This window comes from Luteitalea pratensis, from assembly GCF_001618865.1.
Lineage (GTDB): Bacteria > Acidobacteriota > Vicinamibacteria > Vicinamibacterales > Vicinamibacteraceae > Luteitalea > Luteitalea pratensis.
In genome coordinates this window covers 6,238,096-6,263,910 of record NZ_CP015136.1, presented here as the reverse complement: position 1 = coordinate 6,263,910, position 25,815 = coordinate 6,238,096, and the positions used below count along the sequence as shown (strand labels likewise).

Sequence of the window (25,815 nt, the reverse complement as noted above, 5' to 3'; positions counted from 1 at the left end):
CGTGGACTGCGCCAAGGGTGAGACGATCACCACGGCTCTGACCGATGCCGTCCCCGGCGACACGATTCGCGCCACTGGAACGTGCCGCGAGAGAATCACGATTACCACGGACCGGCTGACGCTCGACGGGCAAGACAGGACGATCCTCGATGGAGGAGGAGGTACCCCGACTGAGCTCTCAGGGGTGGTGACGATCGACGGTGCCAGGGGAGTGACGATCACAGGCCTCACCATCCAGAACGGGCCGGGCGACGGCATTCTCGCCATCCATGCCGCGACGTTTGCGGTGAAGAGCACCACGCTACAGGGCCACGGCTTCATGGGCATCGACGTCACAGACCACTCGACCGCCGAGCTCGCCGACGTGACGTTGCAACGGAATCAGCAGGGCATCGACGTGCTCAACGCCTCGCTCGTGATCCTACGGGGACGAATCATCATCAGGGACAACCGGTCCCACGGCGCCGACGTCAACGGCGGATCCGTCATCGAGATTCGCGGGGCGCACGTTGAGGTGAGCAACAATGATTTCGGGTTCGCCGCCGCCGACGGCCGCCTTGTCGTCTACGCATTCACGGCCTCACGGGGCAGCACGATCACGGCGAGTCACAACAGGGGCGCCGCGATCGGCATCGGGACTTCCCTGTTCTCGATCTTCGGTCCGATCACAATCACCGCGGAGAACAACGGCTTCGGGCTTTTCTGCCCGGCCGGCGGCAAGTTGTTGGACCCGTTCGGGCGGGGCACGTTCGTGCTCAGGAACAATCGCATCGGCATGTTCTTCGATGCAGGATGTTCAGCCCTCGTCAACCCCGCAAAGCTGACCGTTCAGAACAACGGCACCGGCATCCTGGCCGATGGCGCCAGCTTCCTGAGCTTCGTGACGGACCCACCGAACGGGTCCGAAATCACCGGTAACGACACCGATGTGAACTTGAAGTTCGGAACGCGCGCGACGTTCCAGGGGATCACGATCGGCACGATCGTCTGCGATAAAACGGTCCTGACTCGCGGCACCACGGTGTGTCCATGAGACCACCGAATCACCTGCGTGTGTTCTGGACCGCGCCTAACACCGAATGGAGCCGGCGCGCCGGAAGACTCGTGCGACCATGTCGCAGCGGGGCGCGGCTCGCGAGCGTTAGCCAGACCAGACGATTCATGACGCCGAAGGAGTTGACCGATGGGGACGTCAGCAACTCGGAAGACCGCGGTCAGCAGGAAGCGCCAGGCGGCAGCAACGAAAGCGCCCTCCACGGGGAAACGTCGGGCGACTGGCCGCACGGCGGCGATCACGCGCAAACCGTCGGCTGCTGCAAAAGACGCACGGCCAGCTGCCAACCGGCCGTCGGTCATTCCCATGATCTCCTATGAGGATGGGATCGCGGCATTGGAATGGCTTCGCATTGCGTTCGGCTTTCGCGAGACGGTGCGCCTCACGACGCCGGATGGCAAGCTGTCACACGGCGAGATGGAGGCAGGCGACGGATTGATCATGCTTGCGTCTCCCACACCCGAGTACCGGAGTCCGAAACACCATCGCGAAGTGTGCGAGCAGGCCCGCAAGTGGTCGACGGTGCCGTGGATTATCGACGGTGTCCTCGTCCACGTGGACGACCTCGATGGACACTTTGCACGAGCCAAGGCCGCGGGTGCGATGATCCTGTCTGACATCGACGAGGGGCTACCCGGGCGACGATACCGGGCGGAAGATTTCGAAGGCCATCGTTGGTTCTTCTTTGAGAAGGACCACGCATGACGGCGATTCCTACCCGAACATCTTCGGCGTAGGCATCCGCGCACGGATCCGCTCGAGCTCCTCGACGGTGACGCGGTCGAGGCCGCTCTTGCGGCAGGACTCCTCGACGGCTCTCATCACCATCCCCCGCACGAACGCGGGCACCTTCTTCATGCGTGCGGTGGCTGCGTCGTCCCACGCGACAGTCGACGGCGATTCCGGGCCGTACTCGAGCACCGTGGGCCGCTGTCTTCCCGCGACAGACGCGGGTCCGCCGCCGGCCCCGCCTTCGCCAGCGCTACGGCGGGCAAGGAGGAGAGGCGACGCGGCGAACGTACCAGGCGTGTGGGTGCAGAGGGGATCCTCGGCCATCAGATCGCCCGTCATGCCGAACGCGCGGGCTCGACAGCCGCCGCAGTGCCCATTCATCTCGCACTCACCGCATCGCCCGCCGAGCGAGTTGCGGCGACGGATGTCGGTGAACAGCTCCGAGGACGTCCACAGGTCCGCCAGGCTCGCGGTGCGAAGCGTCCCCGCGAAGACGGGCAAGTACGGGCACGGAGTGACATCGCCGTTTGGCCGGATCCCCATGTAGTGCGTGCCCGCCGGACACCCGCCGGCACCGCCCGAGTAGGTCCTGATCCCCGGCAGGCCGGGCAACGACGATACGGACGTTGATTCGGCTTGCCCGACGACCGGATCTTCCTGGGCGGCGGCATTCTGCAGCACCGTCTTGATGTAGTGCGGGGCGCATTTCGCGTTCACGAGCATCCGGCCGCTGTATTTCCGCTGGATCCGGTAGAGCGACGCGAGCACCTCGTCGTACTGCGCGGGACTGATGTCGGACACGAACTGCCCGCGTCCCGTCGGCACCAGGAAGTAGAGGTTCCAGACCTTCGCGGCAAGGCGCTCGTGCGCGAAGTCGGCAATCGCTTCGAGTTCGGCGATGTTGTGTGAACCTGCGGTCGTCTGGACGATGAAGGGAAGGCCGGTCGCGTTGAGGATCTCCGCGCCTTCGACGGTGTTGCGCCACGCGCCGCGCACGTTCCTGAAGCGGTCGTGACGCTCGGGATCGAGCGCATCGAGCGAGAGTGAGAGCCCGCGCGCTCCGGCTGCGGCCAGCCGTCGGGCCACGTTCTCCGTAATCCGCACACCATTGGTGCCGACGACGACCCACAGCTCGCGCTCCGCCGCTCGCTGGACGATCTCGAGGATGTCGCGCCGCAGGAGCGGTTCGCCGCCGGTCAGGATCGTCAGGCATTCAGGCGCGAACGTGGCGATCTCGTCGATGACCCGGAAGCATTCCTCGGTGCCGAGTTCGCTGCGATCGGCGAAGTTCTCGCTCTCGACCTGCGGCTTGCCGCCGGCATCGAGGTAGCAGTGCTCGCAGGCGAGATTGCACCGGTAGGTGAGGTTCCAGGAGACGACGTAGGGCCTGGCGAACGAGTTCGTATTCATGTCAGTGGACCGGGGTTTTGCCGCGTCCGCCGCCGCTGAAGCTACGGCGGGTCACATCCCGAAGAAGTCGCGGGCCGCGTCGAGGATCGTCTCGTCCACCTGCACGACCCCACGCTCCCGGGCGAAGGTCTCGATGCCGGTCTTTGCCATCGGGCGCACGAACGCGGGGATGTTCGCGAGCCTGGCTTCGGCCGCAGCAGTCCATTGGACGGCGGCTGGTTCGGGCTGTCCGGGCCGCGCTTCAACGCCCGGTGCACCGTCTGTCGCGGGCAGCATCGCCGCGAACGGGCAACTGGAGCCGGAGGTGCCTGCGGCCGCTTCAGTGCCGAGGTCGGGACCGATGCGCACGCCGAGCGACTGCACGACCTGCGTTTCGTACGCGTTGGTCAGCATCGCGATCTCGTAGCCGCATTCGGGGCACGCGTAGACGACCGACAGCGAGCCGCGGTCGGGCGGAACGACGGTCTGCAGCTTCATCGGCGTGTCGCAGGGGACACAGAGGAATTTCATCAGTCGAGACCTTCCATGAGTCGCTGCGCGATCTGGTCCAGCGCCTGGCCGACGAGTGTGTCGGGCATGTCTGCCAGCGCGAGTCCCTGATCGCAGTGCTGCGCCAGCTCAGGGTCGAACGGAACGGTGCCGAGACAGGGGATTCCCAGGTCGGCCTGGTTCCGGGAGACGAAGAGCGGCTTGATTGCGTCGCAGTCGCGGCAGTAGTAGCCGCTCATGTTCTCGACGTAGCCGAGGAGGCGATTGGGTCCCTTCGACAGCGCCGCCACCGAACGGGCGACGACACCGCGGGCCACTTCGGACGGGATCGTGACCAGCACGAACGAGGTCCGCGGCCCGAGGAAATCGGCGTACTGCACGGTCCGCTCCGCTCCCGGTGGCAGGTCGAACATCAGCAGGTCGAGCTCACCCCACTCGAAGGCGCCGAGGATTTCGCCGAGGAGCGCGAACTCCCGCGTGGCGCGCCACGTGTGCGACTCGCCTTGCGCTGTGCTCTCGAACTCGAGCGCAGATGTCTCCGGGACGAGCGAGCCCATCGAGAAGACGCCGATCCCGCTGCTGGTCCGCGGTAGCGCGACCCTGTCCCTCCCGGGCACGAACAGCGCTCCCTGGACTCCGGCCATGCGCGCCTGCGAAGGGCCGTTGAAGTCCGCATCGAGGATCGCAATCCGGAGGCCACGGGCACGCAGTGCACCAGCGAGATGCAGCGTCAACGTGCTCTTGCCGACACCGCCCTTGCCCGAGCCTACGGCGACGAGATGGCGCACGCCCGCGAGCCCGTCGCTGATGCGGGCGCGTTGCTCGGCCACCTGCTCGAGGACCCGCGACCCTCCGTCGCCGGCGATGTCGTGATAGCTCTTCACGTCGACGTAGCCTCCACAGAACAGGCCGGGCTCGGAGAGCCGGCCCTACCAGCGCCACGCGCTGGCCGATGCCTAGTTCGACCGCGCGTGTGCGGCGTAGAGGAGATGACGGCCCGCAGGACGGAACCCGAGCGTCTCCAGGAACCCGGGCGAGAACTCCGCCGGGTGGACCTTCGGGAAACGCAACGTCCACGACCCCTGGCCCCTGAGTCGATCGAGCAGTTGCCTCAGACAGGCTCCATCGTCTTCGATCAAGGAGCGGAGCGACACGACCTCCACGTCGGGGGCACCGGAAGACTGCCCCCTCGCCTCGCCTCGCTCGGGATCCACTCCGCATCTCTCGTACAGGACGTAGGCCTCGATTCGCTCGTCGGAGGCGACGGCGAGACCCGCGACGTGTTCCTTCCTCGCGATGAGGGTCTCGACCGAGCGCTTCCAGCACGTTTGGGGATTCCCCTCTTCAAGCAGGCCATTCGCGGTGAGGTCGTCGACCGTGACAGGGATGACATACCGGTCCGCCTCCGCGCTTTGCACCACGGCCGCAATCTCGCCCGCCCCGGGGTCGTCCACGAAGAGCGCTTTCTCCTTCGGTATTCGGCGCTCGGCGTTCGGCGTTCGGCGTTCGTCCGTATCGCGCTCTTCACCGGACAAGACGTAGTCGGTCAGGTGCGCTTCCTCGACATATCCGCTGGCACTGAAGAGCCCGCACGCGGCGTCGAGCGTCTCGGGGACTTCGGCGACGATGCGTGGCGGGCCGAGAATCGCGAGCTTGGACCCGAGCGACGTGAGCAGGTGACGGCCGTGCTCCTGCCGCCGATGATCCGGATGCACCGCGATCCGGTGGATGAGCGTACCGGACGCACGCTTCGCGCCGATCAGGACGCCAATCGGGTCGGCCCCTGAGAAGGCGACCATGCAGCTGCTGCACCAGACCTGGCGGTCGCGGATCGACTGCTTGAACGTGGCCGGCGTCATCGCCGGCTCGTCCGGAAAGTACGGCGACCAGCACCGGTTCAGCGCGTCGGTGAGCAGCCCGATGTCATCCGATCGGCAGAATCGGTACGCCGCCATCAGCGCGATCGCACCTCGTTGAGATAGCCGCCACCGCCGGTGTCCGAGGCCTCGCGAGCCGGCGCGCCAGAGACCGTTGGCGGAGCAGCCGACTCCCGCGCCGGCGCTCCGACTCCCGGGTTCACGGCTCCCTGAGCAGGTGGCCCGGAATAGGTGGCGATCATCTCCGCCATCATCTGCTTGCCGAACTCGATGCCAGCCTCGACGAGCGCGAGATCGATCGACGTCACGGCACGCTCACGCGCCAGTTCCTCGACCCGCTCCTGGGTCTTGTTGCGCATGAACCCTGCGGGCACGCGGAAGATCCGCTGCGTGGCGTCGCTGGTCCAGTCGAACGTCGAGATCAGCGGGTTCTTGCGGTCGTCGCGTGCAACGAGCCGGGACTCGCCTGCCGCGGTCGCCTCGGCGGGCTCGGCGGCGCGCGCTCGAGCCATGCCGCCCGAGGGGGACTGGATCTCGAGCGGTGACCCTGTCTCCTCCTCGATCACCTGCCGGGCGAAGTCGAGCGTGATCGCATCGAGCTTCATCATCCGCGCACGCTTCTCGACGCGCGCCTTCACACGCCGGCGCTGGTACGCGTTCTTCATCGTCCAGAGGCCCTTCCTCGCGTCCTCCGACCATCGAAGCTTGCGCCCGTCGTACGTGGTCTCCTCCTGGAGACCGCCTTCAACCTCGGCGATCCGCTCGATCATCTCGCGCGAGATCACCTCGAAATCGGTGGCGCCGCACACGGTGCACTTGACGGCGCCGCTCTGCGTGGCCGCCACGCCGCATGCCCGGCACATCGACACCGGGCCAGACCTGGCCCGCTCGAGCGCCACGGCCTCGGCCAGGGCCTTGGTCGCGTTGGACGCGCTCTTCGGCATGAACCGATCCATCGCTTCGTCGATCACCGCGCTCGTGATCACCGAGTGTCCCTTCTCGAGTGCGAGGCGAAGGACTCCGGTCCTGGCAATGCCCTTGACCTGCTCGGGCACGTGCGTCATGCGCGCCTCGGCCTCGGGCGTCCAGCGGATGGTCTCCTCGGCGCGCACGTCCAGGCTCGGGACCTCGACGCGTGTGGACAGGAGGACGTCGCACACCGCGGAGCGGAGCACGTTCTCCGCGTTGCTTCCCAGGCTTGCCTCGTCCTTCGGGCTGTGCACGCCGATGCGGCCCATCACGATGAGCCAGGGATTGGTCTTGCGTGCGTGGTCGAGGATCTTCTGGAAGGGCTTGCCGTCGAGGAGCGTCTTCTTGATCGAGACGCCGACCTCGGTCCCCATCCGCTCGCCCACTTCGAGGTGCGACTGATAGATCTGCGCGAGACCCGTGTCGATGATCTCCTCATGGAGCTGGTTCTGCTCTTCGAAGCGGAAGACCTTCGCCGCCTGCTCGGTGAGGACGTTGACGATGCCGTTGAAGACCGAGTAGTGCAGATAGGGGTCGTAGACCGCGATGGCCTCGACCTTCTTGCCGAACGTATTGGCCAGCTCGATGGCGGTCATGAGCGCGCCGAACGACTGCGGGCTGCCGTCGAGCCCGACGAGGATCGTGTCCCGATCCGCCTCGCCCGCTTCGGGGACGTGCTTGACGACCCAGACGTCGCGGTCCGATTGGCGGGCGACGCGCTCGCAGACCGAGCCGATCACGCTGTCGCGCGCGCGGCCGATCCCCACCGCGCCAATCACGACCAGGTCGTGCTGTGACCCGGCGAGATCCTTGAGGATCTCGATGTGATGCTTGCCGTCCATCATCCGCGGCTCGAACTCCAGGCCCGACTCGCCACAGGTGCGCGACATCCCATCGAGATAGCTGTCAGAGATGAGCTTGAGCCCCATCGTGATCAGGCTGTCGTGGATCTTGCGCTGGCGCTCCAGTTCCACTTCGTCGATGTACTCCTCGGGCAGGGTGTATTCCATCTGCCGGAAGCGATAGTCGTGCAGTTTCGCCGCGTAGACGTGGCACCCCACCAGCTTCGCCGAGTACGCCTTGCCCAGCCCGATGGCACAGGACACGGCGCGGTTCGAGTGGTCCGAGTTATCGACAGGAACGTAGATGCTCTTGTACATGGATCCTCCGGATAGCCCGCGAGAGCTCACGCATGGGTCGCTGCCGGTCGACTCGGATCGCCGAGCTCGCCGCGGGCACGAGAGCCGTAACGCCACCGTACCCAGCCGACCAGGATCAGCTCGATGGCAAGGATGGACAGTGCCGTCCTGATCATCGGACCTACGGCCGACGGGACGTTCTGGGGTTCGACGTAGATCGAATACCACAAGGTGAGGCCGCGGCGGCTGCCGCGCTCGCGCGAGAACCCGTCCCACACCGAGAAGGCGATCGGCAGGAACTCCCCCGGACTGAACGGCGCAGCCGAAGCCGGGCGAAGCGGCCGCTTGAAGATGACCGACCATTCTCCGTTGGCGTAGCTTGCGACCCCGGTCACATCTGTCGGGTCCTTCGGCGCGACGTCCGCGCTTCCCTTGCCTGTGAACTGCACGGGGGCCGCCTGGGCCAGATCGAAGAACCACAGATCGACCGAGTTCTCCGCGTCGCCGAAGATGAAGTAGGGCTTGCGGGCCGTCGCCGGTGTCTCCGACGGGATCTGGATCGCGACAGCGTCGGAGAACTCGGACGTCACCGCCGGCGCCTCGGCCTCGGCAAAGGGGTCCTTCTCGGCCGGCTGGGCGGCGCCTGGCGCCACCTCCGCATCACCGAACGGGCTGCCGCCGGCCGCCTCGGCCGCGCCTCCGCCTTCTTCTTCCTCCTCGGGAGCCACGGGAAGCGACGGCCCGTTCTGGCCGGTCTTCTCCGCGGTCCTGTCGTGCCACCGCACGAGCGTCGCAATCGACGTGTCGTCGTAGATCGCCTGCACGCTCAGCGATGTCGTGGGCGGGTGGAACGCGCGGCCGGGCTCCATGATCTGCCCGACGATCGGCAAGTGGGCCACAGGCGCGGCAGCGAAACTCGCTGCCCCCTTGGCCATGTCGATCGGTTCCTTCACGTACTTGGCGACGACGAGGTTCGTATAGCCCGGTCCCTCGCTTCCTGACAGCGAGGCGATGTAGTCGGTGATCGCCCAGCGCTGCTCGGGCGACAGCCCGTCGACAAACGCCGGCATCGGCGTGCCGTTGAACCCGGTGCTCATCGTCCGGAAGATGTCCTCGCGCGTCGCTCCACCACGGAACGTCCAGCTCTGCGTAAGGTCGGCCGCACGTATCGGATGATCGAAGTCGTCCTTCAGCGTCGGTGCCGAAGCGCCGTCGCCGCGACCGAGCGTGCCGTGGCACTTCGTGCAGCCGGTCTCTTCGTAGAGCTTCTTCCCCTGCTCGATGGTCGCGCTCGTCGCGGCCGGCGCACTCGGGAGTTCCACCGGCTTTGGCGCCCTCTCCGGATTGGTGAAATCGGGCGAGAATGTCGTGATGTAGTACGCGAGGTTCGCGACCTCCTGATCGGTCAGGTCGGGCCAGGCGGGCATCGATGTATAGGGCATGCCGCGCCTGATGATGTTGACGAGATCCTGGTGCGTCGGCAGCGCACCGTTCGGAGTCGTCCGCACCTTGAACTTGCCGGTCGTGAAGTTTCGCGGCCGTGGGTACAGGTGCGGCGTGGCGTAGCCTTCGCCGTCGCCCTTGTCGCCATGGCACTGCGCGCAGTACTTGCCATAGAGCTGCTTGCCCGACTCCCGCTGCGCGTCGGTGCCAACGTAAGGTCCTTGCGCCTTCACCGATCGCATCGGCATGGCCCACACCACGCCGATCAGCACCACGGCACATCCGCTCGTGAACAGCCGAGGGGTCATTTGTGCTCACCCGCTTCCCTGGCGCGTGGCTTCTGGCCGGTGAAATCGTAGAGAAAGAGGATCGCCTCCCACATCTCCTCTTCCTTCAGGATCTTCTCCCAGGCGGGCATGGCCGTGTCCCACGGCCCACCTTCCTCGGGAAGCCCAGGCCCGCCCTTGGAGATTCGCCAGAGGAGGAACGAGTCGCGCAACCCGGCAATCGATCCGTCGGTGAAGTTGGTCGGGATCGGATCGAGCCCGTGCACGAACATGCCGTTGCCCGACAGGTTGTCGCCGTGGCAGAAGACGCAGTTGCGGTAGTAGACCCGGCGACCGTTCTCGACGTGCTGGCGGTACTCGGCCGCGTTCGATCGTTCCAGGTGCAGGAAGGTGTTCTCTGCGGTATCGAGATTGATCTTGGCGTCGTGCACCGTGATCTCGGAAGGCGATGCGGGATGGACCGTGCGCGAGAACAGCGGCGGCTGCAGCGGGACGTTCATCTGCACGTAGACGTTCGCCGCCGCGAGTGCGGGGATGGCGACGATCGTCGCGCCGAGGAGTGGTGTGTACCGCCGCTCCGTCATGAAGCGGACGAGCGGGCCGGAGACGTCGCCCCGGCGCTCCTCGCTGGATGTCACGTATGCGAGGATCGCGAGCGTCACGATGCCCATGTAGATCGTGACGACTGAGGACGGAATCGGCGCCGTGAATCCGAACCGCAGGAGGACGTAAAGCCCTACCCACCACGCACCCGCCCACGCCAATAGGCTTGCCCGGCGGAGGCGAAGCACCCCGAACACGACGAGCACGGCGACGACGACGAGGATCTTCATCGGGACACCGCTCCCTCGAGCCGCGCCGACTGATGGACCGCGACCAGTTTCGGGCTCCCGCCAGGTCGCAGCTGGGCGCCCTTCTTCGGTTCGGCCGGTGCCGGCTCCCCGGCTGGCGCGGCGCCTGCATCCGGAGCGGCCGTGCCACCTGGTGCGGCCGCGCCCTTGCCGGAATAATGGTGCGTCGTCTGCAGCGTGACCGTCGGCGTGCCGCCATACGTCTGGAGGGCGGCGATCACACAGAGAATCTCCTGGTCCGTGAGGCCGAACGGAGGCTGGTTCATGGGCGGCATCGCCGGCGGGAACCCCGGCACGACGAAGGCCATGGGTTCATACAGTGACTGGGCGAAGTACTCGACGTCGCTCAGGCCCTGGACGCGGGTCTTCGCCCGGACGGCGACGCCTTGGAGATCAGGGAACCGCAGCGCCCCGGTTTTCCCGACCGTGTGACAGGTGAGGCACAGCCCCTTGCCGCTCATGATCTGGCGGCCCACCTTGACCATGTCGGCGGTGGTCATCTCGGCGCCGATGGCTGCGTCCTCGGGAGGCTGTACCTCCTTCTGGGGCACCATCTGGCCGACATAGGTATAGAACCCCGTCGTGGCGAGGACGAGCGCGCCGATGCGGACGATGTGCGGAATCCTCATGACGTTGTGATCCGCTTACGTGTGTGCAGACGAGCCACTCGACACCGCCGGAGTGACATCGTCGGAGCCGTGCCGGACGCGGCCTCGCTCCTCGAAATCGGGCCGGTCGTGAAGGCTCGTGATCCAGAACACGAAGCCGATCAGGACGAAGAACAGGAGCACGGTCACCGACACCACCTGCGTCGCGAAGCCGAGCGTCGGCGTGAAGGCGTCCGGTGAGCGATCACGAATGACGCCGTACACGTGCCAGTGCTGGCGAAGTCCGGAGCGCACGTAGCCCATGAGCCCCATGAGCCACGTGAACGTGACGGCGATGAAGATCAGCACGTACTGCGAGATCACCGGCATCTTCCCCCATCGCACTTCGCCCGTTCTCGTCGCATGGCGGAACAGGAACACGTCGATGGCGGTGATCGACACCATGGCGAAGAGGACAGAGAGGACCTGCGGCACCGAGAGCTTGATTCGGACCGTCGCCTCGACGAAGTAGCCGTAGACGCCGAGGAAGATGACAAAGAGTGCAGCGGCCGCGAATATCGTGAGCTGCGCCGCATGCCCCTTCTTCGCCCACGCCACCGTTGCCACCTTGCCGGTCCGGCGATAGAGCAGGAAGCTCATGAACGTCGTGAGGATCAGGATGTTCACGGCCGTGTTCTTGGCCGACATGACGCCGAGGAAGCCCAGGATCGGGTGTGAGGACCCACCCATCGCCCGGATCTCGGAGACCGTCGCGATGATCGAACGCGGCGTTGCCCAGACCATGAAGCAGAGCACGATCACCGCCAGCAGGTACTTGATGACCTTCTGGAACCCCTGCGCGCCTTCGACCCGCCCCATGCCGAGCCACAGGTAGTAGTTGGCGGCGAGGAACAGGTTGCCGATCAGCACCGCCTGGATGATGAAGAGCCACGAGAAGGCACCGCCCATCATCGTCAATCCGAGCGTCTGCGAGTAGGCGTAGATTTCCTTCGCCAGCCAGTAGCCGGCGAAGGGCAGCGGCAGGAAGGCACTGATCGCGACGAAGTTGCCGATGTAGCCCATCCAGTCGTAGTGCGCGCGCTCCTCGTCGGTTTCCGCCTGCAGGAACTTGAAGGCCGCGTACGCCGCAGCGACCGACCCGCCGAACGCGACGTTCGCGATCATGCGGTGGACATTGATCGGCATCCAGGTGAAGTTGTTGACGGCCTCCCAGACGTTGATCACCGCCCCGGTACTGTTGACCCCGCGCGGCGACATCATGAACGTCAGCCAGGAGTTGGCGATGAACATGATCGCCGTACCCACGACGTTCAGGCCAAGCCCGAGGCCGAGGTGCACGAGCGGGTGGAACTTTCCCCAGCCGTAGTAGTACGTGTAGAGGAAAAAGGCTTCGAAGAAGAAGAGCAGGACGTACGGAAGGAAGGTGGGGGAGAACACGCTCATCATGTAGTTGGTGAACTTCGGGTACAGGATGATGAGCATGAACGTCAGCGCCGCACCGAACGTCGCCGTGAGCGAGAAGGAGACTGACAGGAGCTTCGTGAACTCGTGTGCGAGCCGGTCGTATCGCCGGTCGCCGGTCTTGTATCCGATCGCCTCGACGATGAGCGCGAAGATCGGGATGGCCAGGACGAACGCCGCAAACAACAGGTGCAGCTGCGCGACCATCCAGATGGCGACACGGCTGCCGACCCTGGGGACGGCCCGGTACGGCACTTCCTCGTAGGGCTTGGATTGGGCCGCACTCGGCGCCTCTGCCTTGGGCGCAGCCTCGCCTGCCGCGGGGGCAGGTTCGGCTGTTGCGGGAGGCGTCTGGGCTGCGGCAGCGGCGGGCGTACTGGATGGTTCCTGGGAGGCGCGGCTCGCCAAGACCGAGGCCATCGTCACGACTGCCACGAACATCGCGATGACGGCGACGGGACCGAGCAGGACCTTCAGTCTGAGGTTCATCAATACGACTCCCTCAATCGATGGCTGCGGGCGCACCCCTGGCCCGCGATGTCGGGCACGATCGGGAGGCTTGCTCAACCGGCGAAGAGGGGACGTGCGCTAACGGCGAGGACTCCCGGGGGCGCTTGGAAGGACACCGGGCCAGAGCGCGAGTTCGCGATGGGATCGGTGATATCGCATCCGCGCGCCCGCAAAAAGCACCTGTCGCAGGGGGCCCGACCGAAATCCGTCTGATTGAGGCGGCGATTCTAATCACGAACTCGAACGAGGGTCAAGCGCGTCGCGGGCGCGCACGACCGAGAACGAGATGGCGTCGCCGAAAGCGCGCGGTCGCCATTGAAGTACTCAAAGAATTGAGTAATGCTGACGTGTGCTGACCGACCCGGCCCAACTCCTTCGTCAGCGCGGCATTCAGGTCACGGCTCAGCGCCTGGCGGTCTTGCGGGCGGTCGCAGGTGAACCACACATCGCGGCCGACGGCGTCGCCGACGTTGTCAGGGCAGAGATCGGCACCATTTCGTTGCAGTCGGTGTACGACGCCCTTGGCGTGCTGGTTGCCGAAGGGCTCATCCGGCGCATCCAGCCGGCCGGCTCCGCGGCTCGCTACGAGACGCGCGTCGGCGACAACCATCACCACTTGATCTGTCGCGTCTGCGGCCGCCTGGTCGACGTCGACTGCGCAGTGCACAAGGCGCCCTGTCTCACGCCGCCCGACGGCATGGGTTACGAGATCGACGAGGCCGAGGTCGCCTACTGGGGTCGCTGTCCGCAATGTGTGGCCCAGTCGCGAGCGGCATTCCGGCCCGACACAACACCACGCCGCGCCACGCGAAGGACCGCGCGCGCGGACGGGCCGGCGACCCGGTCGCCGGTCCCTGACGAGAATTCCCGGACCTGACCAGTCTTCAATCCACAACAACGGAGGTGAGCGTCGAGATGGAGATGGAAAACAAATGCCCGTTTTCGGGCAAGGCGCACGCGGGCACGTCGAACCGGGACTGGTGGCCGAACCAGTTGGACCTCAAGGTCCTGCACCAGAACCCGCCGGCGCGCGATCCCATGGGCCCGTCATTCGACTATGCCAAGGAGTTCAAGACCCTCGATCTCGATGCCCTGAAGAAGGACATCGAGACGGTCATGAAGGACTCGCAGGATTGGTGGCCGGCCGACTTTGGCCACTACGGGCCGTTCTTCATCCGGATGGCCTGGCATGCGGCCGGCACCTACCGCATCTACGACGGCCGCGGCGGCGCCGGCTCCGGCGAGCAGCGTTTCGCACCGCTCAACAGTTGGCCGGACAACGCCAACCTCGACAAGGCGCGCCGGCTGTTGTGGCCGATCAAGAAGAAGTACGGCAAGACGATCTCGTGGGCGGACCTCCTGGTCTTGACCGGCAACGTCGCGCTGGAGTCGATGGGGTTCAAGACCTTCGGCTTCGGCGGCGGGCGAGAAGATGTGTGGGAGCCCACCGAGGTGAACTGGGGCACCGAAGACACGTGGCTCGCTGACGCGCGCTATAGCGGCGACCGCGACCTTGCCAACCCTCTCGGCGCCGTGCAGATGGGCCTCATCTACGTCAACCCCGAAGGGCCGAACGGCAACCCGGATCCGCTGGCCGCCGCGCGCGACATCCGCGAGACGTTCCGGCGCATGGCGATGAACGACGAGGAGACGGTCGCGCTCATCGCCGGTGGGCACACCTTCGGCAAGACCCACGGCGCGGGTCCCGCGACGCATGTCGGACCGGAACCGGAGGGGGCACCGCTCGAGGCGCAGGGCCTCGGCTGGACGAGTAGCTATGCCTCCGGCAAGGGCGGCGACACCATCACCAGTGGGCTCGAGGTCACCTGGACCACGACGCCGACCAGGTGGAGCAACGACTACTTCGGTCACCTGTTCGGCTACGAGTGGGAACTCACGGAGAGCCCCGCAGGGGCGAAGCAGTGGAAGCCGAACGACGGCGCCGGGGCCGCCACCGTGCCCGATGCCCACGACCCGTCGAAGCGGCACGCGCCGACGATGCTGACGACGGATCTGGCGCTGCGCGCTGACCCGTCGTATGAACGGATCTCCAGGCGCTTCCTCGAGAACCCGCAAGAGTTCGCTGACGCGTTCGCCAGGGCATGGTTCAAGCTCACGCACCGCGACATGGGTCCCATCACGCGCTACCTCGGCAAGGAGGTGCCGGCGGAGCCACAGTTGTGGCAGGACCCGGTCCCGTCGGCCGCGCACGATCCGATCGGCACCGACGACATCGTCGCGCTCGAGCGTCAGATCCTCGCCTCTGGACTGACGACCTCGCAGCTGGTCTCGACCGCATGGGCATCTGCCGCAACGTTCCGCGGCACCGACCGGCGGGGAGGCGCCAACGGCGCGCGCATCCGTCTCGCGCCGCAGAAGGACTGGGCGGTGAACGACCCGTCCGGGCTGGCGACGGTGCTGCAGACGCTCGAGGGCATCCAGCAGGCCTTCAACGCCGCGCAGGCGGGCGGAAAGAAGCAGGTCTCGCTTGCCGATGTGATCGTGCTGGGCGGCTGTGCCGCCGTCGAGCATGCCGCCAGGCTCGCCGGCTACGACGTGCAGGTGCCGTTTGCTCCGGGGCGCACCGATGCGACCGAGGAGCAGACCGACGTGGAAGCCTTTGCCGTGCTCGAACCGACGTTCGACGGCTTCCGCAACTACGTGGCCCAGGGACACCAGGTGCCGGCCGAGGTGCTGCTGGTCGAGCGGGCGCAGATGCTGACGCTGACGGCTCCAGAGTTGACCGTGCTCGTTGGCGGTCTGCGTGTCCTGAACGCGAACGCCGGCCAGTCCGCCCTCGGCGTCTTCACCACACGGCCCGGGACGTTGAGCACCGACTTCTTCGTGAACCTGCTCGACATGAGCACGGAGTGGAAGCCGACGTCGGAGGCCGCAGACACGTTCGAGGGGCGCGCCCGCGGCACCAGTGCGCGCACATGGAACGCGAGCCGCGTCGACCTCCTCTTCGGGTCGAACTCCGAACTGCGTGCTCTGGCCGAAGTCTACGCATGCGATGACGCGCAGGAGAAGTTCGTGCACGACTTCGTGGCCGCGTGGACCAAGGTCATGAATCTCGATCGATTCGACCTCGCCTGATTGCCCCGACGCAGGTCGGCCCACGCGGCCGGTCTGCGTCCTCCTGCCAGAATCTACGGGCCGCGTTCGGAGAACGGGCCCTACCAAACCCGCGCTTCCGCGAGCCGGTAGGGCCGGCTCTCCGAGCCCGGCCCATCTTCGTGCGCAGTCGCTTCCCCTTGACAGTCGAAAGGAACACCTGCGAGACTTCTTACGTCTATCGAAAGGAGACCGTGGCCAAAGAGCGAAGCGACGTCATGCAGGGCACGCTGGACATGCTGGTCCTGAGAGCCCTTCAACTCGAGCCGATGCACGGCTGGGGCATCACCGAACGCATCGAGCAGTGGTCCGAGCAGGTGCTGCAGCTCGGTCAGGGCACGCTCTATCCCGCGCTCTACCGCCTCGAGCGGCAAGGCTTCGTCCGTTCGGACTGGCGCGTGACCGACAACAACCGCCGGGCGCGCTACTACGCGCTGACAGCGAGTGGACGCCGGTACCTGCAGGACTCGCTGGCACAGTGGGAACGGATGTCGCGCGCGATCACGCTCGTCCTGCGGGCGACCAACGCGAGCTGAGGTAAACGATGGGCCTACTGCGTGAAGGCTGGCGACGACTTCGCTCGACGCTGCAGCGGCAGGAACTCGAGGACGGACTCCAGGACGAGATTCGTTTTCACGTCGAGAGCCAGGCCGACAAGAACCGTCGTGCCGGGATGCCGCCCGACGAGGCACGACGTCAGGCACTCCTGCGCTTCGGCGGCGTGGAGCAGGTGCGCGAGCGAACGCGCGACGAGTTCCGCGCGACGGGTCTCGAGGATCTCGCGCGCGATGTACGTTTCGGGTGGCGGGCCCTCCAGCGAGCCCCGACCTTCCTGGCCGTCGCGGTCATCACGCTCGCGCTCGGCATCGGCGCCACCACCGCGATGTTCAGCGTCGTTTACGGCATCCTGATTCGGCCGCTGCCGTATCCCGACCAGGATCGTCTCGTCGAGATCGTCCACCAGGGCGCCAACGGCGGCCAGCTCCTTGCGTCGCCGGCCGCCTACTTCGGTTATCGCGATCACAACCGGACATTCGACGCCATTGGCCACTGGGACTGGGACAGCTCCCCGGTGACGGTCAGCGGCGACGGCGAGCCCGAGTCGGTCACGAGCCTCGAGATGACACACGAGGTGTTGCAGATCCTGGGCGCGACGCCGGTGGCCGGGCGCACCTTCACTGCCGCGGACGATCGCACCGGAGCGGCACCGACGGTGGTGATCTCGCACGGATACTGGCAGCGTCGCTTCGGCGCGACGCCGGCTGTGGGGCAAACCCTGATGGTCGAGGGCGTGGCGCGCGAGATCATCGGCGTGCTGCCCTCGTCGTTCCGGTTCTTCGACTACGACGCGGACGTCTTCTATCCGCTGCAGCACGTCCGCGCCGATGCCCGGTTCCCCTCGGGAGATGGCCGTGCGATCGCGAGGCTGAAGAAGGGCGTGACGTTAGAGGCCGCCAATGCCGACGTTGCACGCATGCTGCCGCTGCTCATCCGGGAGTTCAATCCCGGCTTCCAGGGGCCGCTGCCGAGAATCAGGCCGGCGCTGCGCACGCTCAAGGACAAGGTCGTCGGCGACCTCGGACAGACGCTGTGGATCCTGATGGGCACGATGTCGCTGCTCCTGCTCATGGCGTGCGCCAACGTCGCCAACCTGATGCTCGTGCGCACGCAGTCGCGCCGGTCCGAGCTGGCCGTCCGGTCAGCGCTCGGCGCCGGCCGTGCCGCCATCGCCCGCGTCGTGCTGGCCGAAGCCGCGGTCGTGGGGCTGATCGGTGGCCTCGGCGGCGTTGCCCTCGCGTACGCCGGCCTGCCGTACCTGCTCTCGCTCGGCGTCGACGACCTGCCGCAGATCATGACCGTGCGCATCGATCCCGTGGTGCTGCTCGTCGCCGCGGGAACGGCTGTCGGCGCGACCCTGATCGCTGCCGGTGTGCCGCTGGCGCAACTGTCCGCTACGGGTACACCGCACTCCGAGGCGCTGCGCGGCACGCGCTCGGTGAGCGACGGTCCAGGCGGTCTGTGCACACGGCAGATACTCGTGGTGGCGCAGGTGGCGACGGCGCTCGTGCTGCTGGTCGGCTCTGGGTTGATGATCCGGACCTTCCTGGAGCTGCATCGCGTCGTCCCTGGCTTCCGCAATCCGGATGCGGTGCAGACATTCCTGCTCACGATTCCTCGGACCGGGCCGCTTGGTGGCGACGAGAATGCCGCCAACCGCGAACGGTTGCTCAACACGCAGCGGGCGCTACTCGATCGGCTCGCCGCGATCGGCGGCGTCACGTCGGCCGGCTTCGCGTCGGGCAACGACGGCCTGCCACTGGACGGCGACGGGCGCCAGGTGTCGCTCATCCCGTACGTCGACGGCGTGCCGGCTGCCGATGGACTGTCTCGCACCTGGGAAATTCAGAATGCCTCGCCGGGCCTGTTCGAGACCATGCAGACCCGCATCGTGGCCGGCCGTGGCCTGACCTGGGACGACGTCGTCACGCAACGGCAGGTGATGCTGGTCTCCGAAGGGCTGGCCCGCAAGGAGTGGGGATCGCCGGCTGCCGCGCTGGGGCGGCGGATCAGCGCGTTCCCAGCCAATCCCGGGTCGGAAATCATCGGCGTCGTCGAGGACGTGCATCACGACGGGCTCGATCAGCCGGCACCGGCGCTGATCGTGAACCCACCGCGATCGGTGCCGACGGCGGCGTTCGTCGTCCGCAGCGTCCGCGCGGGGCACGCCGACTTCCTGGTCGATCTCCGTCGCGCCATCGCCTCGGTCCACGGCGATCTCTCCATCGCCCAGCCCCGGACGCTGGGCGCGATGTATCGGCAGTCGATGGGACGCGCGTCGATGACGCTGCTGCTCCTCGGCATCACTGGTGCGCTGGCTCTGATCCTCGGGCTGATTGGGGTCTACGGCGTCGTCAGCTACAGCGTGTCGCGGCGTCGCCGTGAGATCGGCATCCGCCTCGCCCTCGGCGCACGGCGCGGCGAGGTGTCGCAGATGTTCGTCCGCCACGCCCTGGTCCTCGTCGGCGTCGGTGTCGTGATCGGCCTCGGCGCGGCTGCGGGCCTGACGCGCCTCATCGCGTCGCAGTTGTTCGGCATCACGCCATTGGACCTGCCGACACACCTGGCGGTCGCGCTGGGGCTGGTGGTTGCCGCGTCATTGGCCAGTTACGTATCGGCGCAGCGTGGATCGGCCGTGGACCCGATCGAAGTGCTCAAGGGCGACTGACGGGCCCGGTCGCGCCAGGTACGTCGCCCATGACCCGGTACAGGGCGACACGCTCCACGGTGCCGCTGAATGTCTGAAGCTGTTCGAGGCGCAGGGAGGTACCACCGGGAGGGCGGTTCCTCTCGAATTCGGGAACCTCACTCCTAAGGTCGAGCAACGCAAATACCTGTCGCTCCTGCGACTGCAGCGTCCTGACGGCCTGCTCGAGCCCGGCCGCATCCAGCCAATCCCATCGGACCGTGTCGACATGCCCGTAGTACTGCAAGCTGCCGCTGAACTCACGGGTGATGACGATACTCCGCGGCGGGATGACCTTCGCCACCTCGATCGACACGGACCGGAACCGTTCGAGGCTCGCGGCGTTGGCAAACACATGGCGCACCCTGGCCTCGTGAACGCCGGCCAGCGCACACCAGGCCACCGTCAGCGCAAACGCATATGACGGCATGGGCTCGCGAAGGTAGCCGACGACGTGGCGTATGCCGATGGCCGCCCAGAGCATCATCAACGGGAATGCGGGCAACAGGAAACGCAGGTAGGTCCAGTTGTCGAAGGGCAGGTACAGCACGTAGCAGGCGAGCGTGAGTGCTGGCAGCCACAACAGGCGTGAGGCTGGCGCGGCACTTCGACGAAGGGTCGACATGGCGCCAACGACAGACGCCACGAGGACGGCCGTGGGGTGAGTCTCGAACAGCCAATGCGCGAACTGCAGCACGTTTGTCCGCCAGTGGCGAAAGGCGAACAGATCGGTCAAGCGGCCGTAGCCGTTTGCCGTCGGCGAGCCGTAGTACGCCGACTGAAATGCCGCCACCAGAAGTGCACCCGCGGCGAAACCGGAGCCCACGATCAGCAGGCGGGCATATCGTTGTCGCCTGTCCGAGTCTTGCATCGTCGCCAGCACGAGGACCCCGATCGACAACGGCAGCAGGTTGGGGCGGATCAGGAGTGCCAGGCCGCCCACCGCACCAGCGCCGATCGCGGACCACGCATGGCCGATTCCGCTGCGGTCGGCGTTCGGCGTTCCGCGTTGATCGGCGCGCGGGCTGCGGCCAAGGGCGAGCGTGGCGGCCACGGCCCACGCGGCGGTCGCCGGCAGGTCGGACATCGGCACCACGAGCGACATCAGGAAAGCCGGACTCGAGGCGAGCAGTGCTGCCGCCGCGACGCCAACGTCGGCGCGCCCGATTGCGCGGGCCAGGACGATGAGAGCCACGAGTGTCGCTGCGCCAGCGAGGGGCACGACGGCGAACATCCACCGCGGATGGATCAGGCGCGGGCCTGCCATGAGCAACGGGTAGCCAGGGGGATACACCGGAGCCAACGAACCGGCTTCGACGGGCAGCCAGCCGAGAGGGGCGAGGCTCGGCCGGCTGTTCGGCCACGTGGCTCCGGCAGCAAGCGCTGATTCTGGTCGCTGCAGGTGACCAGTTGACAGCATCTCTGCCTGAGTGATGTAGCCGTAGCTGTCGGCCCCGGCCGCCACGTCGGAGCCGAAACGGCATCCGACCGCGCCGACAAGAACTGCCAGCGCTATGGCTACGCACCATGCCGGCACCGTGGCCGACACGCGCCGGACGCCGTCCCTGATGCGAAGCGCACGCGCCGGACGCAGGTGCACGAGCAGCAACGTCAGCACCGCAAGCAGCAGGAACGGCCGGCTCGCATTCCGCAGGGACACCTGGATGCCAGGCAACGGCAGCGACTCGCCGTACAGGGCGGAGAACGCTGTCAGTCCGGCTGCCACACACCACAGGGGCACGAGGGCGATCGGCAGCAGCCTCTTGAAATGTTCACTGATCTGCAGGGGCATGGGTCGATTCAGTGGTCCGTGGCATGCCGGGCCGGGCCGGGCCGGGCCGGGCGGTGTACGCGATGTCGTACGCCGGGCAGTCCGGCGGGCTGCGACTCGGCCAGGCCTGGTCCTCCCCTGGATTACCGCTTGCGGCGTGCGATCTGTCCCGAGTCGACCACGGCGCCCGCCGTATCGATCGCGTTGAAGAACAGTTCGTCGCCATCGATCTCCACGGCCAGGAACGCGCGATCCGTATCGAAGCCCCGGGCCGTGACGCTGCTGCGCGGATCGAGGTTGCCCTTGCGCAGCTGCCCACCCGAGCCGACGATGAAATGCGTGATGCCCCGCTGCGGCTTCGTCCGTTCGTAGAAGTGCTCGTGGCCGGCGAAGACCACGGTGACGTTGCTTGCCAGGAACAGCGGCTCGAGCGTTGCACGCAGGTCGAGGTGCGGCCCATGACGGCGGCCAGACGAATACAGTGGGTGATGGAAGTACGGAATGATCCAGTCGTCGCGGCTGGCCAGTTCCTCCTTCAGCCACGCGATCTGCTTTGGCGTCGGATAGTCACTTTCGATCGCGATGAACTTCACGTCCTGGCGAGGCGCATCGAAGCTGTGGTACGTGCGACCGCCCATGTTGAACGGGGCGTAGTGCGACTGTTCGCGCGCGTCATGGTTGCCAAGCGAGGCGTGGAACTTGACGCCGCGTTCCAGCAACTCGCGGTACGGCTCCTCGAACTTCTTCGTGAAGTCCTGGGGACGCTCGCCCCCGTAGATGTTGTCACCGACGGTGATGACCAGCGTTGCCGGAAACACGCGGTGCACGGTCGCCATGCGCTCGCCCAGCGCGTACTGCTGGCGACTGCCCGTGCCGAAGTCACCGAGCACGAAGAACTTCAGCGACGACGACCGGTTCGGCAGCGAGAACTCGCGTGCAGGTGCAGCCGCTTGTGTGAACTCTGGCCACGGCGCCGTTGCGGGGGCCGCCGGGAACGTGAACAGCAGGGCGCTGGCGAGGACGCTCGCACCCAGGCAGGCCGGTCGTCTCATGGTCATCTCGGCAGGACGAGCGGCATCACGTCGGCGACCAGCCTCGCTTTCGTGTCCAGGAGAATGAGGTCCCGCCCGACGAAGCGGTACTCGAGTTCTTCGGGCAGCGCCGGCAGCGCCGCGAGCAGCTGCGCCGGCACACTGGACAGCGGCACGCTGTCTGGATAGCGTGCGTTTACCCGTGCGCTGGCGCGCCCCTCGGTGCTCTCCTCCTTGATGGTGTCCAGGAGCGGCGCGCCGGCCTGCCCCGACAGCAGCTCCCCGGCGACACGCCGTATCAGCGGCTGGATCTCGACGATGAAGAGATCGCCGGCGTTGCTCGACCGGCGTTCACTCGCGATCAGCTTCTCGAACGCCAGCTCTTGCGCATGGACGTCTGCCGGCGAGGCCTGTGCCGACACCGTCGGCATGGAGCGTGCGAGTCGGCGATGCAGCGCGGCGTAGTCCTCCACTTTTCGCCGGAAGAGCAGGACGGCCTGCCGGTCATCGGCAGCGGACGTCGGAGCAGCGACGTTGGCCGGTTGGGGTCCGCCATTTCTGGCGGCGCAGGCAGCGAAGCCGGTCGCGAGCAGGCCCGTGAGCGCGGCGACGATGAGCCGGCGATCGTGGGCGAGGTGCGACGTGCGGGACGACTTTGGCATCGCGTAAGTGTATGGCGAACGGAAGCCCGGCAGTGACCGTCGACCGTCCCAAGTTCCTTTGCGAGTCGCAGAGAAGGCATGCTAGTCTACCTCTGTTAGTAACAGAGGAGCCACGCGTGTCCGAAGACAAGATCGACCTCCTGAAGGGCACACTGGATCTGCTGGTGCTCCAGATCCTGTCGTCGATGGGTCCCCTGCATGGCTACGGCGTCGCCCGTCGCCTCGAGCAGACCAGCGGTGACGAACTGGCGATGAACGAGGGCACCATCTACGCCTCGCTCGTGCGCCTCGAGCAGCGCCGGCTGATCAAGACCTCCTGGGGGACGTCCGAGAACAATCGTCGTGCGAAGTACTACTCGCTGACGCGTGCCGGGGAAAAGGCGCTCACCGCGGAGACGACCAACTGGACGCGCCTGGCGACAGTGATTGGCCGCGTGCTGGCCACGGGCGTCGGAGGGAACAACCGATGATGCGGTACGCGCAGGAAGCGCTGGCCCGTCTCATGGCGATCTTCCGGAAGCGCACGCTCGATCTGGAACTGGACGAAGAGCTCTCCGCTCATCTCGACCTGCTGACACACCGCAACGTGCAGCGCGGCTTGTCTCCGGAGGAGGCGCACCGCCAGGCCGTCCTGCAGATGGGCGGGCTGACCGCGACGAAGGTGCTGCACCGTGAGGCTCGGGGGCTGCCACGTGCCGAGGCCGTGACACGGGCATTCTCACAGGCATGGCGATCGTGGCGGAGCGCGAAGAGCATTGCGCTGCTGGCCACCTTCGCGCTGGCCGTCGGCATCGGATCGGCCACCGCGATCTACACCGTCGTCAACGGCGTGATGCTGAAGCCGTTGGGGTACCGCGACGGCCACCGCTTCGTGGCGCTGTGCGAATCGGACCGCATCGACACGGAGCGCTGCGGAGACCTTTCCTACCGGGACGCCGAGGAGTACCAGCAGCGGACCACGACCTTCGATGCGTTCGGCTGGTTTCGTGAGAGCGGCAAGAACCTGATGCACGGCGTCGAGCCGCTGCACGTGAAGGGCGTTGCCGTCACGATCCCGCTGGTGCACCAGTTCGGTGTCGCTCCGTCGCTCGGCCGCTGGTTCGACGACGACAGCGGCGCCGTGATCTCGCACGCATTGTGGCGGCGCCTCGGAGCCGATCCTGCCATCGTCGGGCAGGGGCTCACGCTCGACGGCCGTGCCTATGCGGTCGCGGGCGTGATGCCCGCGTCCTTTCACCTGCCGGTGACCGGCCAGACCGCGGCTGCCGACCGCGTGGATGTCTGGACGCCGCTCGACATCGCCGAGCGCGATGGCTGCTGCTACCTCGTCTACGCGCGGCGCAAGCCGGGTGTCAGCGTCGCCGCGGTGACGGCCGATGTGACTCGGGTGGCTGCCGCACTCGTGGCGGAGAACCCGAAGCGCCGGCTGACCTCCACGGCGCGGGTGCGCGACCTGCACGAGACCGTCATCGAGCGGGTCCGTCCTACGCTTCTGCTGCTCTTTGCGGCCGCCGCGCTGCTGTTCCTGATCGCGTGCGCCAGCGCCGCCGGATTGCTGCTCTCCCGGTCGGTGGCGCGGGCCCGCGAAACCGCGATGCGCGTGGCGCTCGGCGCCAGCCGCGGCCAGCTCGCGATGCAGTACGTCGCCGAGGGGTTGCTGATCGCGCTCCCCGCCGCTGCCATCGGCATCGCGCTCAGCCTCGTGGTGACGCCGGCCGTCGTGTCCCTCGCGGGCGACTATCTCCCGCGACCCGACGACATTCACGTTGATTGGCGAGTCCTGGGCTTTGCCCTCGGCGCCGCAGCCGTCGCGGGCATCCTGTCCAGCCTGGCACCGCTGCGCCAGGCCGCGCGCACGACGCCGGCCGCGGCGCTCGGAGACGGCGTGCGGGTGTCCGCTGGGCGCCAGAGCCGTCGGGCGTCGCGGTCGCTGGTCATTGCGGAAGTCGCGCTCGCCTTCGGCCTGCTGACCGTGAGCGCCGCCCTGATCGTCCACGTCAGGCACCTGGCACACGCGTCGCCCGGTTTCGACGCCGACAACCTCCTGACGTTCATCCTCAGTGTGCCCGGGACGATCGCGTTCGATCCGGATCAACGCATCCCCAACCAGAAGCGCCTGGTGGCGGCGATCGGCGCGATTCCTGGCGTCGACGCGGTGGCCTTCGCGAACCAGCTGCCGCTCACCGGCTGGGGCCGGGTGACGTCGATCCATCCGGAAGGCGCTCCGGACGCCGACGCGGCGCATCGCACGAGCCGCCTGATGGCCGTGAGCCCGGGCTACTTCGACGTCATGCGGATTCCCTTGCACCGCGGCCGCCTGCTGACCGACCTCGACGCTCGTCCGGGCGACGTGCCGGTAGTCCTCAACGAGGCGGCTGCCCGGCGCTACTGGGGCGAGCGTGACGCGGTTGGTGCTCACGGCACGTTCGACGATCGCCAGGGGCCACGCTTCCAGGTCGTCGGCATCGTCGGCAACGTGAAGAACGAGGGGATGGACGTGCCGACGTCTCCCGAAGTCTACGTGCTCGTCTTCCCCTACCCCGTCGAGAGCATGTACGTCGTGGTGCGCTCGACGCGTCCCGTCGCGTCACTGGCGCCAGACATCCGCCAGGCCGTCAGGCGGGTCGACGCCGCGCAGCCGGTCCACGCGGTGGCGACCATGCGCGAGATCATCCAGGGAACGATGACCCTCGAAAGGGCGGTGTCCTTCCTGGCGACGTTCTTCGCGAGTGCCGCGTTGCTGATGGCGATGCTCGGCGTGTACGGGGTGATCGCATACGCCGTCCGGCAGCGGTCCATGGAGATCGGAATGCGGATGATCCTCGGGGCGTCCGGACAGGACGTGCTGACACTCGTCCTCGGCGATGGCCTGCGTCTCGCGGCGTACGGCATGGTGGCTGGCGGCGTGGTCGCGATCGTCGGTGTCTTCGTGCTTGGTCGTGTCTTCGACGCGGTCGCGAGCGGAACCACGCCGTTCATCTACTCGACGGCCATCGTGGCCGTGCTCGCGGTGGTGGCGTCGCTCGCGCCCGCACTGCGCGCGGCGGTCAAGTCGCCCCTGGTGGTCCTGCGGGAAGGGTCGTAGGACGGCGTCAAGCCAACCGCCCTCCTCTTGACGGTCGAGAGTACCCTGGGTATGCATCGACGTCAGGCCCGACTGGCG

The 25,815-nt window shown here is 66.9% G+C and carries 20 protein-coding genes; 8 read left to right on the top strand and 12 right to left on the bottom strand.

Annotated features, from left to right (window positions below; genetic code table 11):
* The first annotated feature begins 1 nt into the window (after nucleotide 1).
* Nucleotides 2–1,033, top strand: coding sequence for a right-handed parallel beta-helix repeat-containing protein (locus LuPra_RS26465; RefSeq protein ID WP_157899717.1), 1,032 nt, complete (start codon nucleotides 2–4; stop codon nucleotides 1,031–1,033).
* A 327-nt stretch (nucleotides 1,034–1,360) separates the two neighbouring features.
* Nucleotides 1,361–1,759: a VOC family protein gene (locus LuPra_RS26460; protein WP_157899716.1), complete on the top strand. Its 399-nt coding sequence runs from the start codon at nucleotides 1,361–1,363 to the stop codon at nucleotides 1,757–1,759.
* Nucleotides 1,760–1,768: 9 nt separating this feature from the next.
* Here the strand turns inward: LuPra_RS26460 and LuPra_RS26455 are convergent, their stop codons facing one another.
* From LuPra_RS26455 to LuPra_RS26415, 9 genes are all read right to left on the bottom strand, one after another.
* Nucleotides 1,769–3,196: a radical SAM/SPASM domain-containing protein gene (locus LuPra_RS26455; protein WP_110173539.1), complete on the bottom strand. Its 1,428-nt coding sequence runs from the start codon at nucleotides 3,194–3,196 to the stop codon at nucleotides 1,769–1,771.
* A gap of 51 nt (nucleotides 3,197–3,247) precedes the next feature.
* Nucleotides 3,248–3,706, bottom strand: coding sequence for a PCP reductase family protein (locus LuPra_RS33495; RefSeq protein WP_234800567.1), 459 nt, complete (start codon nucleotides 3,704–3,706; stop codon nucleotides 3,248–3,250).
* Nucleotides 3,706–4,569 carry a P-loop NTPase gene (locus LuPra_RS26445; protein ID WP_157899715.1) on the bottom strand — a complete coding sequence of 288 codons (864 nt, stop codon included), beginning with the start codon at nucleotides 4,567–4,569 and terminating at the stop codon, nucleotides 3,706–3,708. Before LuPra_RS26445 ends, LuPra_RS33495 begins: the two co-directional genes overlap by 1 nt.
* A 72-nt stretch (nucleotides 4,570–4,641) precedes the next feature.
* Nucleotides 4,642–5,640, bottom strand: a complete 999-nt coding sequence (locus LuPra_RS26440) for a GNAT family N-acetyltransferase (RefSeq protein ID WP_110173537.1) — start codon at nucleotides 5,638–5,640, stop codon at nucleotides 4,642–4,644.
* Entirely contained in the window at nucleotides 5,640–7,691 is a 2,052-nt protein-coding gene (locus LuPra_RS26435) for a universal stress protein (protein WP_110173536.1), read from the bottom strand. Before LuPra_RS26435 ends, LuPra_RS26440 begins: the two co-directional genes overlap by 1 nt.
* 26 nt (nucleotides 7,692–7,717) lie before the next feature.
* Nucleotides 7,718–9,421, bottom strand: coding sequence for a c-type cytochrome (locus LuPra_RS26430; protein WP_110173535.1), 1,704 nt, complete (start codon nucleotides 9,419–9,421; stop codon nucleotides 7,718–7,720).
* Complete coding sequence (locus LuPra_RS26425; protein ID WP_110173534.1) at nucleotides 9,418–10,233, bottom strand: c-type cytochrome; 816 nt, start codon at nucleotides 10,231–10,233, stop codon at nucleotides 9,418–9,420. The genes LuPra_RS26430 and LuPra_RS26425 overlap by 4 nt, the downstream gene beginning before the upstream one ends.
* Nucleotides 10,230–10,880 carry a c-type cytochrome gene (locus LuPra_RS26420; protein ID WP_110173533.1) on the bottom strand — a complete coding sequence of 217 codons (651 nt, stop codon included), beginning with the start codon at nucleotides 10,878–10,880 and terminating at the stop codon, nucleotides 10,230–10,232. Before LuPra_RS26420 ends, LuPra_RS26425 begins: the two co-directional genes overlap by 4 nt.
* Before the next feature lie 15 nt (nucleotides 10,881–10,895).
* Nucleotides 10,896–12,809: a cytochrome ubiquinol oxidase subunit I gene (locus LuPra_RS26415; RefSeq protein WP_110173532.1), complete on the bottom strand. Its 1,914-nt coding sequence runs from the start codon at nucleotides 12,807–12,809 to the stop codon at nucleotides 10,896–10,898.
* A 370-nt stretch (nucleotides 12,810–13,179) separates the two neighbouring features.
* Between LuPra_RS26415 and LuPra_RS26410 the strand changes: the two genes are divergently transcribed.
* From LuPra_RS26410 to LuPra_RS26395, 4 genes are all read left to right on the top strand, one after another.
* On the top strand, nucleotides 13,180–13,707 hold the full coding sequence (locus LuPra_RS26410; RefSeq protein WP_110173531.1) for a Fur family transcriptional regulator: 528 nt from the start codon (nucleotides 13,180–13,182) through the stop codon (nucleotides 13,705–13,707).
* A gap of 38 nt (nucleotides 13,708–13,745) precedes the next feature.
* Entirely contained in the window at nucleotides 13,746–15,926 is a 2,181-nt protein-coding gene (gene katG, locus LuPra_RS26405) for a catalase/peroxidase HPI (protein ID WP_110174882.1), read from the top strand.
* Nucleotides 15,927–16,138: 212 nt separating this feature from the next.
* Nucleotides 16,139–16,480 (top strand): PadR family transcriptional regulator, encoded by a 342-nt coding sequence (locus tag LuPra_RS26400; protein WP_234800565.1) that lies wholly within the window; start codon nucleotides 16,139–16,141, stop codon nucleotides 16,478–16,480.
* An 8-nt stretch (nucleotides 16,481–16,488) separates the two neighbouring features.
* Nucleotides 16,489–19,170: an ABC transporter permease gene (locus LuPra_RS26395; protein WP_110173530.1), complete on the top strand. Its 2,682-nt coding sequence runs from the start codon at nucleotides 16,489–16,491 to the stop codon at nucleotides 19,168–19,170.
* On the opposite strand, the gene LuPra_RS26390 is transcribed toward LuPra_RS26395, so the two are convergent.
* The 3 genes from LuPra_RS26390 to LuPra_RS26380 all read right to left on the bottom strand — a co-directional run bounded on the left by LuPra_RS26390 (nucleotide 19,157) and on the right by LuPra_RS26380 (nucleotide 22,652).
* Nucleotides 19,157–20,980: an ABC transporter ATP-binding protein gene (locus LuPra_RS26390; RefSeq protein ID WP_110173529.1), complete on the bottom strand. Its 1,824-nt coding sequence runs from the start codon at nucleotides 20,978–20,980 to the stop codon at nucleotides 19,157–19,159. The two genes, LuPra_RS26395 and LuPra_RS26390, sit on opposite strands and share 14 nt — an antisense overlap.
* A gap of 122 nt (nucleotides 20,981–21,102) precedes the next feature.
* Nucleotides 21,103–22,011: a metallophosphoesterase gene (locus LuPra_RS26385; RefSeq protein ID WP_157899713.1), complete on the bottom strand. Its 909-nt coding sequence runs from the start codon at nucleotides 22,009–22,011 to the stop codon at nucleotides 21,103–21,105.
* A gap of 2 nt (nucleotides 22,012–22,013) precedes the next feature.
* On the bottom strand, nucleotides 22,014–22,652 hold the full coding sequence (locus tag LuPra_RS26380) for a hypothetical protein (protein ID WP_110173527.1): 639 nt from the start codon (nucleotides 22,650–22,652) through the stop codon (nucleotides 22,014–22,016).
* Between the two features lie 116 nt (nucleotides 22,653–22,768).
* Here LuPra_RS26380 and LuPra_RS26375 point away from each other — a divergent pair, with 116 nt between their 5' ends.
* Together LuPra_RS26375 and LuPra_RS26370 are read left to right on the top strand one after the other, a co-directional pair.
* Entirely contained in the window at nucleotides 22,769–23,122 is a 354-nt protein-coding gene (locus tag LuPra_RS26375) for a PadR family transcriptional regulator (protein WP_234800564.1), read from the top strand.
* Nucleotides 23,119–25,737 (top strand): ABC transporter permease, encoded by a 2,619-nt coding sequence (locus tag LuPra_RS26370; RefSeq protein ID WP_110173525.1) that lies wholly within the window; start codon nucleotides 23,119–23,121, stop codon nucleotides 25,735–25,737. The genes LuPra_RS26375 and LuPra_RS26370 overlap by 4 nt, the downstream gene beginning before the upstream one ends.
* The last annotated feature ends 78 nt before the right edge of the window (nucleotides 25,738–25,815 follow it).

Coding starts and splice junctions, on each gene's coding strand:
- LuPra_RS26460 (WP_157899716.1), top strand. CDS start 1,361: ATGATCTCCTATGAGGATGGGATCGCGGCATTGGAATGGCTTCGCATT.
- LuPra_RS26455 (WP_110173539.1), bottom strand. CDS start 3,196: ATGAATACGAACTCGTTCGCCAGGCCCTACGTCGTCTCCTGGAACCTC.
- LuPra_RS33495 (WP_234800567.1), bottom strand. CDS start 3,706: ATGAAATTCCTCTGTGTCCCCTGCGACACGCCGATGAAGCTGCAGACC.
- LuPra_RS26440 (WP_110173537.1), bottom strand. CDS start 5,640: ATGGCGGCGTACCGATTCTGCCGATCGGATGACATCGGGCTGCTCACC.
- LuPra_RS26435 (WP_110173536.1), bottom strand. CDS start 7,691: ATGTACAAGAGCATCTACGTTCCTGTCGATAACTCGGACCACTCGAAC.
- LuPra_RS26430 (WP_110173535.1), bottom strand. CDS start 9,421: ATGACCCCTCGGCTGTTCACGAGCGGATGTGCCGTGGTGCTGATCGGC.
- LuPra_RS26425 (WP_110173534.1), bottom strand. CDS start 10,233: ATGAAGATCCTCGTCGTCGTCGCCGTGCTCGTCGTGTTCGGGGTGCTT.
- LuPra_RS26420 (WP_110173533.1), bottom strand. CDS start 10,880: ATGAGGATTCCGCACATCGTCCGCATCGGCGCGCTCGTCCTCGCCACG.
- LuPra_RS26415 (WP_110173532.1), bottom strand. CDS start 12,809: ATGAACCTCAGACTGAAGGTCCTGCTCGGTCCCGTCGCCGTCATCGCG.
- katG (WP_110174882.1), top strand. CDS start 13,746: ATGGAGATGGAAAACAAATGCCCGTTTTCGGGCAAGGCGCACGCGGGC.
- LuPra_RS26395 (WP_110173530.1), top strand. CDS start 16,489: ATGGGCCTACTGCGTGAAGGCTGGCGACGACTTCGCTCGACGCTGCAG.
- LuPra_RS26390 (WP_110173529.1), bottom strand. CDS start 20,980: ATGCCCCTGCAGATCAGTGAACATTTCAAGAGGCTGCTGCCGATCGCC.
- LuPra_RS26385 (WP_157899713.1), bottom strand. CDS start 22,011: ATGAGACGACCGGCCTGCCTGGGTGCGAGCGTCCTCGCCAGCGCCCTG.
- LuPra_RS26380 (WP_110173527.1), bottom strand. CDS start 22,652: ATGCCAAAGTCGTCCCGCACGTCGCACCTCGCCCACGATCGCCGGCTC.
- LuPra_RS26370 (WP_110173525.1), top strand. CDS start 23,119: ATGATGCGGTACGCGCAGGAAGCGCTGGCCCGTCTCATGGCGATCTTC.